The organism is Allobosea sp. NPDC003192, assembly GCF_050275675.1.
In the GTDB taxonomy this organism is placed as follows: Bacteria; Pseudomonadota; Alphaproteobacteria; order Rhizobiales; family Beijerinckiaceae; genus Allobosea.
Map to the genome: position 1 here is coordinate 358348 of NZ_JBNNPK010000002.1, position 18508 is coordinate 376855.

The following is an 18508-nucleotide window of genomic DNA, read 5'->3' on the forward strand; positions in this document are numbered from 1 at the left end:
GGGAGAAACGCATGCTCGGGCTGATGCAGAATTGGCCGCTGCTGATCCACCGGATCATCGACCACGCGGCAATCCAGCACGGCACCCGCGAAGTGACGTCCCGCAGCGTCGAAGGGCCGATCCGGCGCACGACCTATGCCGAAATCCGCCAAAGCGCGCTCAAGATCGGCAAGAGGCTGACGCGGGAGGGCATCAAGCTCGGCGACCGCGTCGCGACGCTCGCCTGGAACACCGACCGGCATTTGGCGCTCTGGTACGGCATCAGCGGCATGGGCGCGATCACCCACACCGTCAATCCGCGGCTCTTCCCCGAGCAGATCGCCCAGCTGATCAACCACGCCGAGGACCGCCTGCTCTTCCTCGACCTGACCTTCGTCGGGCTGGTCGAGGGTCTCAAGGACAAGCTGTCGACGGTCGAGCGCTACATCGTCCTGACCGACGCCGCGCATATGCCGGAGACCTCGCTCCGGAACGCGATCGCCTATGAGGACTGGCTCGCCGAGGCCGACGCCGATTTCGCCTGGGCCGATCTCGACGAGAACACCGCCGCCGGGCTCTGCTACACCTCGGGCACGACCGGCGGACCCAAGGGCGTGCTCTATTCGCACCGCTCCAACGTGCTGCACGCCATGGCCTGCGCCCAGCCCGATTATATGGGCCTGTCGGCACGCACGGTGGTGATGCCGGTGGTGCCGCTCTTCCACGCCAATAGCTGGTCGCTCGCCTTCTCGGCCCCGATGACTGGTGCGAAGCTGGTCATGCCCGGCATGAAGCTCGACGGCGCCTCGCTGCTCGAATTGCTCAACGGCGAGAAGGTGACGCTGACCGCGGCGGTACCGACGGTCTGGCTCGGCCTGCTGCAGCACCTGGAGGCGACCGGCGGCAAGCTCGACACGCTGAAGCGGGTGGTGATCGGCGGCTCGGCCTGTCCGCGGGCGATGACCGAGGCGTTCGAAACAAAATACGGCGTCACCGTCGACCATGCCTGGGGCATGACCGAGATGAGCCCGATCGGCTCGTTCTGCTCGATCAAGCCTGTTTATGACGGGCTCGAAGGCGAGGCGCTCTACGACCTCAAGGTCAAGCAGGGCCATCCGCAATTCGGCGTCGAGTTCCGCCTGACCGATGACGACGGCGCCGACCTGCCCTGGGACGGCAAGACCTTCGGGCGGCTCAAGGTGCGGGGACCCGCCGTCGCCGGCGCCTATTACCGGCACGAACAGTCGATCTTGGACGAGCACGGCTTCTTCGACACCGGCGATGTCGCGACCATCGATCCCCATGGCTACATGCAGGTCACCGACCGCTCCAAGGACGTGATCAAGTCCGGCGGCGAATGGATCTCCTCGATCGAGCTGGAAAACCTCGCCATCGGCCATCCCGATGTGGCCGAAGCCGCGGTGATCGGCGTTTCCCATCCGAAATGGGACGAGCGGCCGCTGCTGGTGATCGTGCCAAAGCCCGGCAAGACGCCCGGCCACGCGGAGATGCTCGCCTTCATGACCGGCAAGGTCGCGAAATGGTGGCTGCCCGATGATGTCGTGCTGGTCGAGGCGATCCCGCACACGGCGACGGGCAAGATCCAGAAGACGGCGCTGCGGGAGATGTTCAAGGAGTATCGCTTGCCGGGGTGAGGCGCACGCCAACCGGCTTCCAGATTTGCGTCGAGACGAGGAGATCGCATGGAATTCCTCTTGGTCCTGGCGTTCCTCGCGCTGTTCAGCCTGAGCGCGCTCGCGGGCATGGCTTTGCGGAAGCGCCTGCACGAGCATCACCTGACCAGCGAAAATATGGATTCGATCAGGCTGGTGACCGGGCTGATGGTCACCTTCGCGGCGCTGATCCTCTCCTTACAATTGTCGACGACCCGGGCGCATTTTGATGCCGCGAGCGGAAATCGCTCAACCTATGCCGCGCGTCTTGCCAATCTTGATCAGTGTCTGCGCCTCTTCAAGGCGGCAGCCGACCCGGCCAGGCTGAAGCTTCGGCAGTATACGGCTGCAGTGATCGCAAGCACCTGGCCCCGCGAGGCGGCGCCTGTGGTCGCCGGCATGCCCGATACGCGCGGCATGGCCGTTCGCGGCGAGGATCGGAGCCTGTCGCAGCTGATGAACGATATCGGCGCGGATGTGGACGCCTTGCCTACTACGGGCCTGGAACATTCGGCGACCCGCTGCCGCGCGGCCTATGCGGAGGCCTCTTCGGCGCGGTGGAACGTCATCGAGGATGCGAACGCCCCCTCCGGCGCCTTCTTCGTCGGCATTCTCAGCTTCTGGCTCAGCCTGGTCTTCCTGAGCTTCGGCCTGCAGATTCCGCGCCGTGCGCTCAGTGCTGCGGTGCTGGCGATTGGAGTGCTCTCCGTCTCGAGCATCATGTTCATGATCGTCGACCTCAGCCTGCCCTACGAGGGAGTGTTCCACGTCTCCAGCGCAGCGATGCACGAAGCTCTCGCCGACATGCTGCGATAGCGGGCTGCCTGCGCCGCAAATCAGATCGCCGCGAGGAAGCCCGCTATCGCCGCGAGCAGTGCACCTTCCGCCTCGCGATGCGGGACATGGCCTATCCCCGGCAGAATCAACGCCTCTCCACGTCCTTCGGCGATGCGCTGCGGATGGCGGGTCGAACCGTATTCGTCGCGTTCGCCATGGATGGCGAGGACCGGGCAGCGCACGCCGGCCAGCGGGCGGTCGAGCGACCAGTCGGCGAAGGTGGGCGAGAGCCAGGTGCCGATCCAGGCGTCGAGCACCCAGGGCGTCTTGTCGCCGTGATAGCGCGCCAGCCGGGCGCGATTGCCCGGGTCCTGGAAATCGCGCTGCGCCAGCCGGATGCCGGCCAGCGTCCTGTCCTCGATGAAGGTCTGGGCAGCGATGGTGACGAGTGCCAGGCAGAGCTCAGGCCAGCGCGCGGCCGTCTCGATCGCCATGCCGCCGCCGACGCTATGGCCGCAGGCGATGAAGTCCCCGATGCCGAGTCGATCGCAGAGCTGCGGAACGACGCTGTCCGCCTCGTCGGCGACGAAGCCAATACCGAGCTTGCCCGGATGCGGATCGGAGCGGCCGAAGCCGAGGCGGTCATAGGCGATGACGCGCCGGCCGGTCGCCGCCGCCAGCTTTTCGGGGAAGCTGCGCCAGAGTTCGACCGAGCCGAGCGAGTCGTGGAAGAGCAGGACCGGCGCGCGCTGGCTGGCTTCAGGATCGGATGGCGTCCAGCTGCGCGTGAACAGCCGGTGGTCGCCGAGTTGAAGGAAGGCGTCGCGTTGCTCTGTTGTCGTCATGCTGGCAGGCTCATTCGCTCTGGTCCTTCAACGCCTCGGCCAGGAAGCCTGCCAGCGCCCGCACGGCCGGTGTCGGCCGGCCTGGCGCGAGATGCAGCGCGATCTCGGAAGCCGGCAGGGAAGGCAGTCCTTCCGCCTGCCCGAGCAGGCGCAGCCCTTCGCGCGCCGTGCTGGCCTTGACCACTGTCAGCGCGGCGCCGGCGGCAGCGACAGCCTCGACCGCGCCGATGCTGGACGAGGAGAACAGGATGCGCCAGGGCCGCCCAGCCTCGTTCAGTGCGGCGAGCGCCCATTCGCGGTACATGTTCGGCGCCTTCAGAAGCGCGAGCGGCAGGGGACCGGCGGGCGGAAAATCGTGCCGGTCGGACCAGGCCCAGGCCGTGCGCTCGGCGCGCAGCACCTCGCCGTTGCCGTCGCCGGCTTTCTGTGTCGCCAATACGAGGTCGAAGGCTTCGCCGAGACTGGCGATCAGGTCGCGGGTGAAGCCGGTGGTGACTTCGAGTTCCACTTCCGGATGGGAGCGGGCGAAGCGGGCCAGCGTCTCGGGCAGGACGACGGTGGCGTAGTCGTCCATCACCGCGAGCCGGACGCGGCCGGACACGCTCTGAGCCCGGACGACGTCGAGCGCTTCGTCATGCAGCGCGACGATGCGGCGGGCATAGGAGAGGAAATCCTCGCCGGCGCGGGTCAGCAGAACTTCCTGCGGCGAGCGCTGCAGCAGGGTCTGGCCGGCGATCTCCTCGAGCTTTCGCACCTGCGTCGAGATCGTCGACTGCGTGCGGTTGAGCGCCGCTGCGGCGCGGGTGAAGGAGCGCAGCTCCGCAATGGTGACGAAGGTCCGCAGCAGGTCGATGTCGATATTGCGCAGTGCGGTCACGTCCTGCATTCCCCTCAGCCCTCATCCTGAGGAGCGATCGCAGATCGCGTCTCGAAGGATGATCCAGGAAGACTCCTGAGCTTTCTGAAGCATCCTTCGAGACGCAGCCTCTGGCTGCTCCTCAGGGTGAGGGCTCAGGTGTTCCAACTGTCTTCGCGCCTGCAGCATGGACGGCGCCGATGGTCAAAATCGAATAATTCAATTTTGGCTGGCCGGACGCCGCCGCTAGCTATAGGGCGAGCCCTTCTGTTCGGATGTAGCGTCAACGAGGTCAAGCATGCCGAGGCTGAGATCCGCCACCACCACCCATGGCCGCAACATGGCCGGCGCCCGCGGCCTCTGGCGCGCCACCGGTATGAAGGACAGCGATTTCGGCAAGCCGATCATCGCGGTGGTGAACTCCTTCACCCAGTTCGTGCCGGGCCATGTCCATCTGAAAGACCTCGGCCAGCTGGTCGCGCGCGAGATCGAGAAGGCCGGCGGCGTCGCCAAGGAGTTCAATACCATCGCGGTCGATGACGGCATCGCGATGGGCCATGACGGCATGCTCTATTCGCTGCCCTCGCGCGAGCTGATCGCCGACAGTGTCGAATACATGGTCAACGCCCATTGCGCCGACGCGATGGTCTGCATCTCCAATTGCGACAAGATCACGCCCGGCATGCTGATGGCGTCGATGCGCCTGAACATCCCGACGGTGTTCGTCTCGGGCGGGCCGATGGAGGCAGGCAAGTTCATCGCCGAGGGCGTGCTGAAGAAGGTCGACCTGGTCGACGCCATGGTCGCCGCCGCCGACAGCAAGTACACCGACAGCGAAGTCGAGGTGATCGAGCGTTCGGCCTGCCCGACCTGCGGCTCCTGCTCGGGCATGTTCACCGCCAATTCGATGAACTGCCTGACCGAGGCGCTCGGCCTGGCGCTGCCGGGCAATGGCTCGACGCTGGCGACCCATGCCGACCGCAAGCGCCTCTTCGTCGAGGCCGGCCACCTCATCGTCGACATCGCCAAGCGCTATTACGAGCAGGACGACGAGAGCGTGCTGCCGCGCAATGTCGCGAGCTTCAAGGCTTTCGAGAACGCGATGACGCTCGACATCTCGATGGGCGGCTCGACCAACACGGTGCTGCACCTGCTCGCTGCCGCGCATGAAGCCGAGATCGACTTCACCATGGCCGATATCGACCGGCTGTCGCGCAATGTGCCGGTGCTGTGCAAGGTCGCCCCGGCCGTCGCCAACGTCCATATGGAAGATGTCCATCGCGCCGGCGGCATCATGGCGATCCTGGGCGAGCTCGACCGCGCTGGCCTGATCGACACCTCGCTGCCGACCGTGCACAGCGCGACGCTGGGCGAGGCGCTGGAGCGCTGGGATATCAGGCAGACGCAGAGCGAGGCGGTGCGCTCCTTCTACAGCGCCGCGCCTGGCGGCGTGCCGACCCAGACCGCCTTCAGCCAGGACCGGCGCTATGAGGAGCTCGACCTCGATCGCGAAAAGGGCGTCATCCGCGAGAAGGCGCATGCGCATTCGCAGGATGGCGGCCTCGCCGTGCTCTACGGCAACATCGCGCTCGACGGCTGCATCGTGAAGACGGCCGGCGTCGACGCCTCGATCCTGACCTTCTCGGGCACGGCGGTGATCTTCGAGAGCCAGGACGCGGCGGTCGAGGGCATCCTCAACAACAAGGTCAAGGCCGGCGAGATCGTGCTGATCCGCTATGAGGGGCCGCGCGGCGGGCCGGGCATGCAGGAGATGCTCTATCCGACGAGCTATCTGAAGTCGAAGGGCCTTGGAAAAGCCTGCGCGCTGGTCACCGACGGGCGCTTCTCCGGCGGTTCCTCGGGTCTCTCGATCGGGCACGTCTCGCCCGAGGCGGCCGAGGGCGGCGCGATTGGCCTGGTCGAGAGCGGCGACGTGATCGAGATAGACATCCCCAAGCGCAGCATCGTCCTCAAGGTCTCCGACGAGGAGCTGGCGCGCCGGCGCGCCGCGATGGACGCCAAGGGCAAGGATGGCTGGAAGCCGGCGGCGCCGCGCAAGCGCAAGGTCTCGACCGCGCTGAAAGCCTATGCGGCGCTGGCGACCAGCGCGGCAAAGGGGGCGGTGCGGGCGATCGACTGAGCCGAGACGAAGCCAGCGGAGGCCCCGGCATGAGCGAGCTCTGGGGTGTGGTGGCCGCGGCGGCGTCAAGCGCCCTTGGAGGAACCTCCATCGCCGCGACGCGCTATCTCGTCGGCCATCTCGATCCGCTGGCGATCGGCTCCTTCCGCTTCGGGATCGGCTGCCTGCTGCTCGCCCCGGTCGCCCTGCTTGGCGACCGGCGCTGGCCCGAGCGCGGTGACTGGCTCCAGACTGCCGGGCTCGGGCTGCTCTTCTTCGCGATCTTCCCGATCCTGTTCAACGCCTCGCTGATCTATACGAGCAGCGCGCGTGGGGCGCTGGCGCTCTCGACCTTGCCGCTCTTGTCGCTGGTCGTCGGCGCGGCGCTCGGGCGCGAGCGTCTGACAGTGCGGAAGACCAGCGGCGTGCTGATCGCCATGGCGGGTGTCGGCTTCGCGCTGCTCTCGGGCCTTGGCCACGCGCCGCCGCAGGCCTGGCGCGGCGACCTGCTGATGATCGCGGCGGCCTTGTGCATGGCGCTTTACGGCATCTGGTCGAAGCCGGTGATCCGCCGCTGCGGGCCGATTCCGTTCACGACCGTCGCGATGGCGGTCGGCGCTGCGGCGCTGATCCTGATCTCGCTGGTGCGCGGCAGCTTCGATGCGGTGGCGCAGTTTGCCATCCCGCAATGGTCGGCGGCGCTCTATCTCGGCGTGGTCGGCGCCGCGCTGACCTTCTATCTCTGGGCTTTCGCCCTCGGGAAGGCGTCGCCGACCAGCGTTGCGGTCACCGTCACCGTCAATCCGGTCACGGCTTCGCTCGTGGCCGCGGCCGTGCTGAACGAGCCAATCGGCTGGAACCTCGCCGTCGGGATCGTGGTCGTCGGCATTGGCATCTGGCTCGCGACGACGGATGGGCGCAACGCGCCTCTCAGCAGCCGCTAAGGAGACCCAGCGTCACATCTTCGCCACGGATCGTCCGGACAAAAGCCGCATCGACAAATCGACGCGCCGGCGCGGCAGAGCGCTGGCGCGCGGATTCTGGAGGTGGCCTTGCCGGCGTTCCTGATCGCAGCCCTGCTCTGGCTCGGACTTCTCTCAACCGCAATCGCGCAAGCGCCGCCAGTCACCCTCTCCGACAATGCCGAGTCGATCGCGGTCGTGGTCGGCAACAAGACCTACAAGCAGACCAGCACGGTCGACTTCGCCCATAACGATGCCGAGGCGATCAAGGCGTATCTCACCGGCACGCTCGGCTTCCGCGAGCAGAACGTCTTCCTGCTGAAGGATGCGACGCTCGGCGAGCTCACCCAGATGTTCGGCAGCGAGGCCAACCCGCAGGGTGGCAAGCTCTGGCGCAGCGCGGTCGAGGGCCGCTCAAACGTCTTCGTCTATTATTCCGGCCACGGCGTGCCCGACCTCGCCACGCGCCAGCCCTTCCTACTGCCGCAGGATGGCAATCCCAATGCCAGCGAGAGCGGCTATGCGCTGCAGACGCTCTACCGGAACCTGGAACTGGTCCGGCAGAAGATCGGGGCGCAGCGGCAGCTGATCGTGATGATCGACGCGTGCTTCACCGGCGAGACCGGACGCAAGGGCGAGAGCCTGCTCGCCATCTCGGCCCCGGGCTTCACGCCGGCCAAGCCGCGCACCGGCGGCGGCATCGTCAAGCTGATCGCGACCTCCGGCGCCACGCCGGCGAACTGGGATGAAAACCAGAAGCTCGGCCTGTTCACCAGCCGCTTCCTGATGGGTGCCGCCGGGCTGGCGCGGCCGGCCGGCGGACCGGAGAGCGGGCCGCTCGCCTGGTCCGACCTGCAGCGTTACCTCAAGGGCAGCGTCGAGGCGGCGGCAAGGCGCGACAGCGGGCGCGAGCAGGCGCCGGAGATCGACCTCGCCTCCATCGCATTGCCGGTGGCGCAGCCTGTGCCGGCCGTGGCGCGCGCCGTCGCATTGGCGCGGGACGAGGCCAACTGGCAACGGGCCAAGGCGGCCGGCGAGCGCAGCGCGCTCGAGGGTTATGTCGCGCGCTGCGGCGAGACCTGCGGCTATCGCGAGGCGGCGATGGCGCTGCTGCTCGACAAGCGCCGCAGCGGCGAGGCCGCGACCGACGAGCAGAACTGGGTCAGGCTCGGCGGCTCCGGCAAGTATGAGGATTATCTCAAGGGCTGCGGCACGGTCTGCGCCTATCGCTCCCTGGCGGAAGGCTATCTCGGCCGCACCGATGCCTCGCGCGATCCGCGTGTGCAGGAGTGCGACGAGCTCGCCGGCGATCCCGCTGATCCCGACCGGCGCGAGGGCGTCAAGGGCGTGAAGTTCGCGCGGATCGATGCCCGTGCCGCGATCGCGGCCTGCAAGCAGGCATCCGAGTCGCAGCCGCAGATCAGGCGGCTCTCCTACCAGCTCGGCCGCGCCTATGACAAAGCCGAGCGCTACAAGGAGGCGCTCGCGGCTTACGACAAGGCGGCCGATGCCGGCAGCGCCGCGGCGATGAACAATCTTGGCGCGCTCTACGAGAACGGCCAGGGCAGTAAGGTCGAGCTACAGAGGGCCTTCGGCCTCTACGAGCAGGCGGCCGGCACAGGCAACTCCGTCGCGATGAGCAATGTCGGGCGCATGCTGCAATATGGCCGCGGCCGGCCGCGCGACGAGGCGGCGTCGCTGCGCTGGTACCAGAAGGCGGCCGAGGCGGGCGACGCCTTCTCGATCGCCAAGCTGGTGCCGGCCTATCTCGAAGGGCGGCCGGGCTTCCCCAGGAATCCACAGAGGGGCTTCGACCTGTTCCGCCAGGCCGCCGACAAGGGCGACCCGATCGCCATGGTCTCGATGGCGACGCTGATCGACAACGGCTTCGGCTCCTTCTTCCCCGGCACGAATTCGCTGCAGATGCTGATGAAGGCGCTGGCGAAGGGCGAGGCCGGCGCGGCGGCGATCTCGTCCAGCGACGTTTCCGAGCAGAAGCTGAAGCCGGACACGGTGCGGGCCTTGCAACGCGCCGCGCAGAAGGCCGATCATTACAGCGGCGCGATCGATGGCCGTTTCAACCCCGTCTTCGTCCGGGCGCTCGACGGCTATGCGCGGTCGCTGGAGCAGGAGCATTAGGCTTGGTGTTCAGGTGCGGTGCCTCTCCCGTCGTTCCGGGGCGACGCGTAGCGGCGAGCCCGGAACCCATGAACACCCTCTTTTCCGAATAAAGTAGATCAGAGGCCACGCTTTCATCGGCAATCGTCGTGGTCATGGGTTCCGGGCTCAGGCCTTCGGCCTGCCCCGGAATGACGGAGAGAGGTTCCGCGCAATGCGCCTGGTCTGCAGAATGCTGATCGTCGGTACGTTGGTTGCCGGATGCGGCGCCGCGCGCGCCGATGCGCTGTCGGCCTGGCTCGACAACGTCGCAGCCTGCTCGGGCAAGCGCGATCTCTCGCTCGCGGTGGTCGGCTTCGACGGCGGCCAGCAGGTGTTGTCGCGCACGCAGGCCGACGAGGTTAGGCTCGCGATCGAAAGCCGGCTGCAGAGCGAGGGGCGGGTCAGGCTGGCGGCGAGCGCCGATGTTGTGCGCATCAAGACGCTGCGCGACAGCCTCAACCTGCAGAAGCCGGGCGAGGCCGAAGCACAGATCCGCAGGGCGTTCGACGGCGATGCCAGCATCTTCTTCACCGAGCCGGAGAGGCAGGACGACAAGGCAAGCTTCCGCCTGCAGGCGATCGCTAGGGCAGGCGACTGCAAGGCGACGAGCGAACCGGTCGAGATCGCGATAAGGACCAGGCCGGGCGTGGTCGACGTCGACCAGGTGATGAGCCGGGCGGTCGAGAACCTCGTGCGTGCTGCGCCTGATCTGAAGCGGGTCGATATCTGTCCGTTCTCGGCGGCGAGCGGCTACAGCGCCTGCAGCGCCGTGCTCGGCGAGCGGTTGCTGCTGGCGCTCGACGCCGAGTCGCGCTCGGACGATCGCGTCCTGCGCGCCCGGCCGCTGGAGATCCGCAAGGCGGCGCCGGGACAGTGTGCGGCTTCCAGCGACGCTGTGACGACGCGCGGCCGCTTCGGCGGGGATCGCGACGGCCAGAGCTGGATGGAGCTGGAATTTCGCCGCGGCGACGCGGTGCTGGCGCCAACCGGGCGCAATCGCATCCCGGTCGAGGGGCTAGGCTGCGACCCGGCGGTGCGGCCTTTCCTCGAGCATGTCGCCGCCACCGCCGGCTCGGACCGGGCGCGGCTCGCTCTGCTGCCGGCAGCCTCGCCCTTCGCGAGGGGGAGGCGGCTCGATGTCCGGATCGAGGGCAAGGCGGGCGCGAAACTCTATTGCTGGGTGCTGGATTCGGATGGCACCGCTGCCGTCGTGCTGCCGGTCCGCGGCGAGGAGGGCAAGAGCGTGCTGCGCGCCGGCGGCCAGTCCTATCCTTACGATTTCGGGCTGGGCGACATCGTGCTCGACGCCGCCTTCGAGAACCTGTTCGCCTGCTTCGGCTCGGAAGCCGAACTGCCGGCGGCGCTGCGCGAGCGCTGGCTCAAGGCGGCGCCGAGCGCGAACGATGATGCGGCGATCCTGCAATCTGACGAGGTGCTCGACCTGATCGAGAAACTGCGCGCCGTGCCGGGCGTGGTCGAAGCGACCGTGCCGATCGTCGTGCGCTGACGAGCGGCGCTTGCCTTCCTCCCAGCGCTCCGCCACCTAAGAGACATGCATCGGCGCCTCGTTTTCGAAGAGCCAATCTCGCGCGCGGCGATCTGGAGCCGGCGGCTGGCGCTGTTCGGGCTGACGGTCGTCGCGCTCGCCGTGCTGATCTTTCGCTTCGGCCAGCCCTCACTCGAGCGGCTGGCGCCGATCGCGGGGGCCTATCTCTTCGTCGGGCTCGCCTTTCTGCTGGCGCTCGCCGCCTTCGTCCGGATCTGGCAGGACGGACATCGCGGCATCGGCATCGCCGTGCAGGCCTTCGTGCTCTGCCTGCTCCTGCTTGCTCCTGTCGCCTATGGCGGCTTCCAGCTGGCGACGCTGCCATTCATCGCCGACGTCTCGACCGATACAGACGAGCCGCCGGCTTTCAGCCGCTCGCGCGTGGCGTTGATGGCGCGCGAGGGCCGGGTGCCGCCCGATGTTCCGGCCGAGCGACGCAAGGCGCAGCGCCAAGGCTATCCGAAGGCCCTGCCGATCGTGCTCGAACTGCCGGCCGAGGTCGCCTACGACCTTGCCCGCAAGGCCTGCGTCAATCTCGGCTGGCAGGTTCTGGAAGGGGCGGCGCCGGGCGGGCGCAGCGGGGCAGGGCGGCTCGATGCGGTGGCGCGCTCGCGCGTGCTGCGCCTCGTCGACGACATCACCATCCGCATCCGGCCGCGCGCCGACGGCAGCCGCATCGACATCCGCTCGGCTTCGCGGCTGGGTGGCTTCGATTTCGGCGCCAATGCCAAGCGCGTCGCGGCCTTCGAGGAGGAGGTGAAGCTGCTGGTGGAGCTCCGGTAAGCGCTCAAGCCAGCCGGTAGCGGCTCGCCAGCAATGGCGCCCCGTCATCGCAGAGGACGACGCCGCGCTCGACCAGATCCTCGAGCTGGGCCAGCACCGAGAGCGAGGCTGCGCCGAGCAGGCGAGGTGGCAGCTCTTGATAGATCGGCGGCACCATCTCGGCGATCGTCTCGTCGCCGGCCTGCAGGCGGCTGAGGATCGCCGCCTCGCGCAGGCGCCGGTGCTGCACCAGTCCGCGCAGGAAGCGCTGCGGCTCGCGCACCGGGCCGCCATGGCCGGGCCAGTAGAGCCGGTCGTCGCGGCCGCGCAATTTCTCGATCGAGGCCATATAGGCGACCATCGAGCCGTCGGGCGGAGCGACGATCGTGGTCGACCAGGCCATGACATGGTCGCCCGAGAACAGGGTGGTCTCCTGAGGCAGGGCGAAGGCGAGGTGGTTGGCGGTGTGGCCGGGCGTCGCCAGCGCCTCAAGCGTCCAGCCCGGGCCGGAGACGGCATCGCCCTCGGCCATGATCAGGTCGGGCGCGTAATCCCGGTCGGCGGAGGCGTCGAGCGGGTTGATCTCGCCGAGCACCAGCTCGCGCGCCGGCCGGTGCAGGCCGCAGCCGACGATGCGCGCGCCGGTCGCGGCCTTGAGCGCCCGCGAAGCCGGCGAATGGTCGCGATGGGTGTGGGTGATGACGATGTCGGTGACGGTCTCGCCGGCGATCGCGGCGAGCAGACGCTCGACATGAGCGGGATCGTCCGGGCCGGGATCGATGATCGCTATCCTGCCGCGGCCGACGATGTAGCTGCAGGTACCGGTGAAGGTCATCGGCCCGCCATTGCCGGCAATCAGGCGACGCACCAGCGGCGAGAGCTGCACCAGCTCACCCGAGGCCGCGCCGGTGTCGCGGTCGAAGTCGAGCGGCTCGTCGGTCTCTGGGGTAGCGCTGGTCATCTGCACATCCGGAAGCGGGCATGATCCCCGGCTTGTCGGCCGGCGGGCCATTTCCTATAGACGAACGAGCCGGGCGTCGACGGCGCCCGAAGAAGAAGGACGAGATCCGATGGCCGAGACGCTGCCACTGCCCGCCACCTCCATGGTCAACGCGGCCCTGCCGGCCCTGTCGGATCCGCGCACGCGCGTGCTGCGCAATGTCGCGCTCGCCGTCATCGGCAGCCTGCTGATCATCGCCGCCGCCAAGGTCAAGGTGCCGTTCTGGCCGGTGCCGATGACGCTGCAGACGCTGGCCGTGCTCGGCCTTGGCGCCGCTTATGGCGCGCGCCTGGGCGCTGCGACCGTCGCGCTCTACATCGCCTACGGCCTCTTCGGCCTGCCGGTCTTCACCAACACCCCGCCGGTCGCGGCCGGCCCGCTGTATCTGCTCGGACCGACCGGTGGCTTCCTGATCGGCTTCGTCGCCGCCGCGGCGATCGCCGGCTGGGCCGGCTCGCGCGGCGCTTCGCTCTGGCGCCTTGCCGGCGGCGTGGTGCTGGCTGAGATCGTGCTGATGACGCTCGGCTTTGCCTGGCTGGCGCTCGGCGCGCAGATGGCGAGCGGGGCGACCGGCATCGGCTTCGCCAAGGCGTGGGCGGCGGGTGTCGAGCCTTTCCTGCTCGGCGACCTGATCAAGGCGGCGCTGGCTGCGAGCCTGGTCGGAGCCGGCTGGTCGGTGCTGAAGCGCCGCGGCTGAGTCCGAGCGCACTGCAGAATCAGAAAGCCGGGGCTTGGCCCCGGCTTTTTTGTTGTCTGCGCTGTTGTCTGGAGCGGCTCAGCCCGCCGGCTTCTGGTCGGTGCAGGCCTTCTTCACCGGCTGCAGGAACATGTCGAGTTCCATCATGTTGCCGCAGCGGTCGCAGCCGGCGAGCAGCGTCGTGAGGCCCAGAATGGCGATGAGGCGGAAGGCGGATTTCATGCGAGCTCGGCTCCAGATTGCGGCGCGAGCATAGCGAAGCGACCTGCCGCGCGCCACTGCGCGGCTCCCCGGTCCTGGAGCGGCGCGGGATGTCCTGCTCGGGAGATAAGGCGGCCGAGCGAGGATTTCTCGGTTTCTACCCAGGCTTGCAGGCGAGACGCTGCGGCGAGGCCGTTTGTTCGTGCACATCCAGATCTGGTCAGGAAGTGAACGCTGGTTCACAGTAATTGCTGCCGTTTACCTGTTGTAAAGCCCAGCAGACGCACTCTTTTGGACAGTTTCTCAACTGCGGATCGGATGCCGGGGGGCACGCGATGCGTGAAATCGGCTTCGGCCTGGTGTTCAGCCTGGCCATGGCTTTGACCGCCTTCCTCGTCGCGGCCTGGCCGGTTCCGGGGCAGCCGATCGCTGCCTTCTTTCCCAACGGCACCTCCCAGCCGGAGATGGCGCGCGCGGTCGCGGAGGCCGGCGGCAGCATCCTCCAACTGGACGCCGCGGCGGCCGTCGCGATCAGCGTCGGCGATGGCCGCGACTATGCCGCTTCGCTCTACCGGGCCGGCGCCTGGCTCGTGATCGACGGTTCGCTGGCTCAGTCCTGCATCCGTCAGGCGAGGAGCCTTGCAAATGGGTGAAGTCGAGCGCCTCAGGACGCGGTTCGCCAGGTTCCTGATCGCGATCCTCTGGGCCAATGTCGGACTGCTTCTGGTCGCAACGCCGGCCGGCGGGCCTGCCCAGTCGAACCTCATCGTGATGGGTGCGGCTCTCGCAATCCTGGGGACTCTCGCCTGGCGCATCGATCGCATCGGCTGGGTCACGCGTCAGGTCACCAGCGTCGCGCTCATCGGCCAGGTCATGCTGCTGGTCTATGCCTTCGCCGGACATCCCTACCAGGCCGACCTGCACATGTATTTCTTCGCCATGCTGGCGGTGCTGGCCGGCTGGCTGGACTGGCGCATCTTCCTGCCGGCGACACTCGCCATCACCGCCCACCATCTCGCGCTGAATGCCTTCAACTCGATGGGCGTGTTTCCTGGCGGCAGCGACATCAAGCGGGCTTTCCTGCACGGCGCCATCGTGACCGTGCAGGCGGCCGCGCTGAGCTGGATCGTCTGGGCGCTGCGGCAGGCGGTGGAATCGTCCGAACGGGAGCGCAGCGAGGCGCTGGCAGCTCGCTCGATCGCCGACGAGGCGCGCCGTGACGTCGCCGAGACGACGGCGCGGGCAGCGCATGAGCGGCGGCGCATCCTGCATGACCTCGCCAACGAGTTCGAGCGCAAGATCGCCGGCATCGCGCGGGCCGTAATCGCCTCGATCGCCTCGCTCAGAGCCGCATCCGTGCAGATGCGGACCGGTGCCGAAGAGGTGTCCCAGCGCTCCGTCGCCGCATCGAAGGCGTCGCGCTCGTCGTCGTCGAACGTCGTCGCCATCACTGCGGCGACCGCGGAGCTCGCCAGTTCCTTCACCGAGGTCGACCGCCAGGTGAACGAGGCCGCCCGGCTCGTCGGCGACACCACGCGGCAGGCGCTGACCGTGCTCGACAGGGTCGGCGATCTCTCGCGCAAGGTCGACGAGATCGGCAACGTCACCAATGTCATCTCGACCATCGCCCGGCACACCAACCTGCTGGCGCTCAACGCCTCGATCGAGGCCGCGAGGATCGGCAATATGGGCGGTGGCTTCGCCGTGGTCGCCCATGAGATCAAGGGGCTTGCCGACGAGACCTGGCGGGCGACCGAGCAGATCCAGAGCCAGATCGACGCGATCGGCCTCTCCGGCGCCGACGCGATCGACGCGATCGACGCGATGACGGCGACGATCGACACGCTCAACCAGATTTCGATCGCGGTCGCCGCTGTCGTGGAGAAGCAGAACGTGGCGACGGCCGGCATCGCCGAGAATGTCAGGCGCGCTGCGGATGAAACGGTCACGGCAGGCGGGCATATCGACATCGTCAGCCGTGTCGCCGAGGAGACCGGCGAGGCGGCGAATCACGTGGCGGACTCGGCCGATGTGCTGTCGCGTCAGTCGGCCGACCTCGACAACGAAGTCGCCGATTTCCTCGGCCGGATCCGGGTCGCCTGAGGCGGCCTTTCGGTTGGAGCGCGGCGGCGTCGGACCGGGATGGACGGCCCCACGGATCGTCCGAACCGGGCCGCGCTCGTCGAAACTGCCGCCATGTCCGTCCAGAAACGAAAAAAGCCCCGAAGGGCTGCTTTCGCAAGATCTTGGACTATCTCGGGAAATTTTGGTCGGAGTGGCAGGATTTGAACCTGCGACCCCCTCGTCCCGAACGAGGTGCTCTACCAGGCTGAGCCACACTCCGATCAACTGGTGGCCGGCTTATAGCCAGCCGGCCGCCGCAGTGCAACAGCCAAGGACAGGGGTTGTGCAATCTTTTCGGAGAAGGCGAGGCTCGGCCGCGCAGTCCGGGCGATCTCGGGTTCAGCCGGGCTGATCCGCTGTTGCGCGCCGTCGCGGCGCGCTCTAGAAGGCAGCCCAGATTGGGGCGTCGCCAAGCGGTAAGGCAGCGGTTTTTGGTACCGCCATTCCCAGGTTCGAATCCTGGCGCCCCAGCCATTTTCTCATAGTGCGCTGATTTACAAGCGGTTTTCCTGCCCTTGATCCGAGCCCTTAAAACTGGGTCGCTTTCAGTTAGGGTTTTCCGCATCATCTCCGATGGCCTCCGCGCAAGCGCGCCGGCCAGGCGGATCGTCGAAGACATCAACCGCCTTGCGAAGCAGGAGCGCTGATCGAAGCGCTTCAGCTGCGCGCAACGAACCGCAGGAAGGCGCCGAGCCGCGGGTAAGCCGCGGCATTCGCCAGCTCTGCCGGCCTGCCGCGCTCGATGACCCGGCCGGCTTCCATGAACCAGATCTCGTCGGCGACCTCGCGGGCGAAGCCGATCTCATGGGTGACGCAGATCATGGTCATGCCGCCGGCCGCGAGCCGCTTCATTGCGGTCAGGACCTCGCCGACCATTTCCGGGTCCAGCGCCGAGGTCGGCTCGTCGAACAGCATCACTTCCGGATCCATCGCCAGCGAGCGGGCGATGGCGACACGCTGCCTTTGCCCGCCCGAGAGCATGCCGGGCATCTCGTTCGCCTTTTCGGTCAGGCCGACGCGGGCGAGTTCCTCCATGGCGCGCTCGCGCGCTGCCGCTTTCGAGAGACCTCGCAATTTGGTCAGTCCGAGCGTGATGTTGCCGATAGCGGTGAGATGGGGGAACAGGTTGTAGGCCTGGAAGACGAAGCCCACGCGCTGGCGCAGGCGATTGATGTCGAGGCTGCGGGCGGCGATGTCGGTGCCGTCGACCAGTACGCGCCCGGCCTGGAAGCGCTCCAGGCGCGTGACGGTGCGGATCAGGGTCGACTTGCCGGAGCCGGAGGGGCCGACCAGCACCTTGACCTCGCCGCGCCGGACCTCGCCGGAGACATCGGCCAGCACCTGCAGCGGTCCGAACCATTTGTCGACGTTCTCGAAGCGGATCATGGTCTGCCTCATGCCGCGACCAATACGCCCGGCGTGCCGCCGCGGCCGGCCGAGATGCGCCGCTCGATGAAGCGCGCCAGCGAGGTCAGCGCGAAGCAGAGCGCGAAATAGGTCAGCGCCAGGATGCCGTAGACCTCGAAGGGCTGGGTCAGCAGGACGTTGTTGACCTGCGCCGCCGCAAAGGTGAGCTCGTGGGCGCTGATGACGTAGCCGAGCGAGGTCTCCTTGATGGTCGAGACGAACTGGCTGACCATGCTCGGCAGCATGTTGTGCAGCGCCTGCGGCAGCACGACCTTGATCGTCGTCGGCCAGTAGCGCAGGCCGAGCGAGGTCGCCGCCTCGACCTGGCCCTTGGGCAGGCCCTCGATGCCGGCGCGGATGATCTCGGAGAGATAGGCGGCCTCGTAGACGACGAGCGCGATCACCAGCGTCTCGACCCCGCCGACCGCCCGGCCGATGATCAGCGGCGAGAAGAAATAGGTCCAGAAGATGAACATGATCAGCGGCAGGCCGCGCACCGTATGCACGATCGCGGTCGCCGGCAGGCGCAGCCAGCGATAGGGGCTGAGGCGCGCCAGGGCCAGGCCGATCGCGAAGGGGAAGCACAGCGCCAGCGAGATCGTGGCCATGAACAGCGTCATGACGAGGCCGCCGATCGGCCCGTGCGGATACTGCCCGACGAGGAAGAGCAGCCAGTTGTTCTGGAGTATCTCGAGCATCAGCGCGTCTCGAGCTTGAGGCGGTGGCCGGACCAGCTTCCGATCGCCATGATGCTGAAGGAGATGGCGAGATAGACCGCGGTCGCGACCGCGAAGGCCTCGAAGGTCTTGAAGGTGTAGCTCTCGACCTCGCGGGTCCGGTAGGTCAGCTCGCCGACGCCGATCGCCATGGCGAGGCTCGTGTTCTTGAACAGGAGCAGGGTCTGGTTGATCAGCGGCGGCACGGCGATGCGCATCGCCTGCGGCAGCACGATGTAGCCCATGGCGCCGAGATAGCCGAAGCCGATCGAGCGGGCGGCCTCGTACTGGGCCTTCGGGATCGAGCGGATGCCGCTGCGGATGTCCTCGGCGACATAGGCGGCCGCGGCAAGGCCGAGCGCGATCGCCGCCAGCAGGAACTCGCCGTGATGGGCGTTGATCCATTGCCGTGCCGGGCGCGGCAGCAGCGAGGGCACGCCGAAATACCAGACGAAGATCTGGACCAGCAGCGGCACGTTGCGGTGGTACTCGACATAGAGCGCGACGAACCAGCCGAGCGGCGGGAACGGGATCATCCGGACGAGCGTCAGGATGATCCCCATCGCCATGGCGAGGCACCAGGCCACCGCCGTCAGCGCCAGCGTGGTGGCGATGCCGATCAGGAACCAGTCGAGATATTTCCCGCTCAGCACGCTGCCGAGATCGAAGACATAGCCCATCGAC

Annotated in this window: 17 protein-coding genes and 2 tRNA genes; 11 read left to right on the forward strand and 8 right to left on the reverse strand. The window is 67.7% G+C overall.

Going from position 1 to position 18508, the window contains the following annotated elements; translation table 11 throughout:
- Positions 1-11: 11 nt before the first annotated feature.
- Positions 12-1634 (forward strand): long-chain-fatty-acid--CoA ligase, encoded by a 1623-nt coding sequence (locus ACQKLX_RS04440; RefSeq protein WP_427359837.1) that lies wholly within the window; start codon positions 12-14, stop codon positions 1632-1634.
- Positions 1635-1682: 48 nt separating this feature from the next.
- A complete protein-coding gene (locus tag ACQKLX_RS04445) occupies positions 1683-2468 on the forward strand; it encodes a bestrophin-like domain (RefSeq protein WP_465247602.1) in 786 nt (261 codons plus the stop codon).
- 20 nt (positions 2469-2488) lie between these two features.
- Here ACQKLX_RS04445 and ACQKLX_RS04450 read toward each other — a convergent pair whose 3' ends face one another.
- Together ACQKLX_RS04450 and ACQKLX_RS04455 are read right to left on the reverse strand one after the other, a co-directional pair.
- Complete coding sequence (locus ACQKLX_RS04450) at positions 2489-3274, reverse strand: alpha/beta fold hydrolase (protein ID WP_427359841.1); 786 nt, start codon at positions 3272-3274, stop codon at positions 2489-2491.
- Positions 3275-3284: 10 nt separating this feature from the next.
- Positions 3285-4160, reverse strand: a complete 876-nt coding sequence (locus tag ACQKLX_RS04455) for a LysR substrate-binding domain-containing protein (RefSeq protein WP_427359843.1) — start codon at positions 4158-4160, stop codon at positions 3285-3287.
- Positions 4161-4428: 268 nt separating this feature from the next.
- Between ACQKLX_RS04455 and ilvD the strand changes: the two genes are divergently transcribed.
- The 5 genes from ilvD (at position 4429) to ACQKLX_RS04480 (ending at position 11700) form a co-directional block, all read left to right on the forward strand.
- Positions 4429-6270, forward strand: a complete 1842-nt coding sequence (gene ilvD / locus ACQKLX_RS04460; protein ID WP_427359845.1) for a dihydroxy-acid dehydratase — start codon at positions 4429-4431, stop codon at positions 6268-6270.
- Positions 6271-6299: 29 nt separating this feature from the next.
- Positions 6300-7193 (forward strand): DMT family transporter, encoded by an 894-nt coding sequence (locus ACQKLX_RS04465; RefSeq protein WP_427359847.1) that lies wholly within the window; start codon positions 6300-6302, stop codon positions 7191-7193.
- A 102-nt stretch (positions 7194-7295) separates the two neighbouring features.
- Positions 7296-9350 carry a caspase family protein gene (locus ACQKLX_RS04470; protein ID WP_427359849.1) on the forward strand — a complete coding sequence of 685 codons (2055 nt, stop codon included), beginning with the start codon at positions 7296-7298 and terminating at the stop codon, positions 9348-9350.
- Between the two features lie 211 nt (positions 9351-9561).
- Entirely contained in the window at positions 9562-10878 is a 1317-nt protein-coding gene (locus ACQKLX_RS04475) for a hypothetical protein (protein ID WP_427359851.1), read from the forward strand.
- Between the two features lie 45 nt (positions 10879-10923).
- A complete protein-coding gene (locus tag ACQKLX_RS04480; RefSeq protein WP_427359853.1) occupies positions 10924-11700 on the forward strand; it encodes a DUF1499 domain-containing protein in 777 nt (258 codons plus the stop codon).
- Positions 11701-11704: 4 nt separating this feature from the next.
- On the opposite strand, the gene ACQKLX_RS04485 is transcribed toward ACQKLX_RS04480, so the two are convergent.
- A complete protein-coding gene (locus tag ACQKLX_RS04485) occupies positions 11705-12640 on the reverse strand; it encodes an MBL fold metallo-hydrolase (protein WP_427359855.1) in 936 nt (311 codons plus the stop codon).
- A 109-nt stretch (positions 12641-12749) separates the two neighbouring features.
- On the opposite strand from ACQKLX_RS04485, the gene ACQKLX_RS04490 reads away from it, so the two are divergent.
- Complete coding sequence (locus ACQKLX_RS04490; RefSeq protein WP_427359857.1) at positions 12750-13376, forward strand: biotin transporter BioY; 627 nt, start codon at positions 12750-12752, stop codon at positions 13374-13376.
- A 78-nt stretch (positions 13377-13454) separates the two neighbouring features.
- Here ACQKLX_RS04490 and ACQKLX_RS04495 read toward each other — a convergent pair whose 3' ends face one another.
- Complete coding sequence (locus ACQKLX_RS04495) at positions 13455-13598, reverse strand: hypothetical protein (protein ID WP_159650180.1); 144 nt, start codon at positions 13596-13598, stop codon at positions 13455-13457.
- A 227-nt stretch (positions 13599-13825) separates the two neighbouring features.
- On the opposite strand from ACQKLX_RS04495, the gene ACQKLX_RS04500 reads away from it, so the two are divergent.
- Both ACQKLX_RS04500 and ACQKLX_RS04505 read left to right on the forward strand, forming a co-directional pair.
- Positions 13826-14230, forward strand: a complete 405-nt coding sequence (locus ACQKLX_RS04500; RefSeq protein ID WP_427359858.1) for a hypothetical protein — start codon at positions 13826-13828, stop codon at positions 14228-14230.
- Positions 14223-15680 carry a methyl-accepting chemotaxis protein gene (locus ACQKLX_RS04505; protein ID WP_427359859.1) on the forward strand — a complete coding sequence of 486 codons (1458 nt, stop codon included), beginning with the start codon at positions 14223-14225 and terminating at the stop codon, positions 15678-15680. The genes ACQKLX_RS04500 and ACQKLX_RS04505 overlap by 8 nt, the downstream gene beginning before the upstream one ends.
- Positions 15681-15844: 164 nt before the next feature.
- Here the strand turns inward: ACQKLX_RS04505 and ACQKLX_RS04510 are convergent.
- Positions 15845-15921, reverse strand: a tRNA-Pro gene (locus ACQKLX_RS04510).
- Between the two features lie 179 nt (positions 15922-16100).
- On the opposite strand from ACQKLX_RS04510, the gene ACQKLX_RS04515 reads away from it, so the two are divergent.
- Positions 16101-16175 (forward strand) — tRNA-Gln (locus tag ACQKLX_RS04515).
- A gap of 183 nt (positions 16176-16358) precedes the next feature.
- Here ACQKLX_RS04515 and ACQKLX_RS04520 read toward each other — a convergent pair.
- From ACQKLX_RS04520 to ACQKLX_RS04530, 3 genes are read right to left on the reverse strand one after another with little or no spacing between them, the layout of a single operon-like run.
- Positions 16359-17087 (reverse strand): amino acid ABC transporter ATP-binding protein, encoded by a 729-nt coding sequence (locus ACQKLX_RS04520; protein WP_427359861.1) that lies wholly within the window; start codon positions 17085-17087, stop codon positions 16359-16361.
- Positions 17088-17095: 8 nt separating this feature from the next.
- The gene (locus ACQKLX_RS04525) at positions 17096-17806 is read right to left on the reverse strand and encodes an amino acid ABC transporter permease (protein ID WP_427359863.1); all 711 of its coding nucleotides are present in this window, start codon (positions 17804-17806) and stop codon (positions 17096-17098) included.
- Entirely contained in the window at positions 17806-18504 is a 699-nt protein-coding gene (locus ACQKLX_RS04530; RefSeq protein WP_427359865.1) for an amino acid ABC transporter permease, read from the reverse strand. The genes ACQKLX_RS04525 and ACQKLX_RS04530 overlap by 1 nt, the downstream gene beginning before the upstream one ends.
- Between the last annotated feature and the right edge of the window lie 4 nt (positions 18505-18508).

Bases quoted from the DNA above. Each gene is read 5' to 3' on its own strand.
- ilvD (WP_427359845.1), top strand. From the start codon at position 4,429: ATGCCGAGGCTGAGATCCGCCACCACCACCCATGGCCGCAACATGGCC.
- ACQKLX_RS04475 (WP_427359851.1), top strand. From the start codon at position 9,562: ATGCTGATCGTCGGTACGTTGGTTGCCGGATGCGGCGCCGCGCGCGCC.
- ACQKLX_RS04505 (WP_427359859.1), top strand. From the start codon at position 14,223: ATGGGTGAAGTCGAGCGCCTCAGGACGCGGTTCGCCAGGTTCCTGATC.
- ACQKLX_RS04440 (WP_427359837.1), top strand. From the start codon at position 12: ATGCTCGGGCTGATGCAGAATTGGCCGCTGCTGATCCACCGGATCATC.
- ACQKLX_RS04485 (WP_427359855.1), bottom strand. From the start codon at position 12,640: ATGACCAGCGCTACCCCAGAGACCGACGAGCCGCTCGACTTCGACCGC.
- ACQKLX_RS04530 (WP_427359865.1), bottom strand. From the start codon at position 18,504: ATGGGCTATGTCTTCGATCTCGGCAGCGTGCTGAGCGGGAAATATCTC.
- ACQKLX_RS04490 (WP_427359857.1), top strand. From the start codon at position 12,750: ATGGCCGAGACGCTGCCACTGCCCGCCACCTCCATGGTCAACGCGGCC.
- ACQKLX_RS04445 (WP_465247602.1), top strand. From the start codon at position 1,683: ATGGAATTCCTCTTGGTCCTGGCGTTCCTCGCGCTGTTCAGCCTGAGC.
- ACQKLX_RS04520 (WP_427359861.1), bottom strand. From the start codon at position 17,087: ATGATCCGCTTCGAGAACGTCGACAAATGGTTCGGACCGCTGCAGGTG.
- ACQKLX_RS04465 (WP_427359847.1), top strand. From the start codon at position 6,300: ATGAGCGAGCTCTGGGGTGTGGTGGCCGCGGCGGCGTCAAGCGCCCTT.
- ACQKLX_RS04480 (WP_427359853.1), top strand. From the start codon at position 10,924: ATGCATCGGCGCCTCGTTTTCGAAGAGCCAATCTCGCGCGCGGCGATC.
- ACQKLX_RS04525 (WP_427359863.1), bottom strand. From the start codon at position 17,806: ATGCTCGAGATACTCCAGAACAACTGGCTGCTCTTCCTCGTCGGGCAG.
- ACQKLX_RS04495 (WP_159650180.1), bottom strand. From the start codon at position 13,598: ATGAAATCCGCCTTCCGCCTCATCGCCATTCTGGGCCTCACGACGCTG.
- ACQKLX_RS04455 (WP_427359843.1), bottom strand. From the start codon at position 4,160: ATGCAGGACGTGACCGCACTGCGCAATATCGACATCGACCTGCTGCGG.
- ACQKLX_RS04450 (WP_427359841.1), bottom strand. From the start codon at position 3,274: ATGACGACAACAGAGCAACGCGACGCCTTCCTTCAACTCGGCGACCAC.